Annotated in this window: 1 protein-coding gene; it reads left to right on the top strand. The window is 75.5% G+C overall.

What is annotated here, in order from left to right:
• A partial coding sequence (locus ACSNOK_RS35950) for an amidohydrolase family protein (RefSeq protein WP_436784852.1) occupies positions 1 to 241 on the top strand: 241 nt, incomplete at both ends.

Raw genomic sequence — 241 nt, 5'->3', positions numbered from 1 at the left:
GACCTGGCTGGAGCACGCCACCCGGGGCGGTGCGGACGCCGTCGGCCTGGGCGCCCTCACCGGTACCGTCGCCCCGGGCACGGCGGCCGACTTCCTCCTCGTGGACATCGACACCCCGGAGCTGGCGCTCTCCTGGGACCTGCCGTGGGAGCTGGTGCGCCGCGGCAACCGGGACCAGATCGCGGCCGTCTTCGTCGGGGGTCACCTACGGCTGTGGCACGGCCGGCCGACCAGCTGGGAC

It is taken from the genome of Streptomyces sp. URMC 126, from assembly GCF_051386555.1.
In the GTDB taxonomy this organism is placed as follows: Bacteria; Actinomycetota; Actinomycetes; order Streptomycetales; family Streptomycetaceae; genus Streptomyces.
The sequence above is the reverse complement of the archived record's forward strand: the minus strand, read 5'-3'. Positions and strand labels throughout refer to the sequence as shown.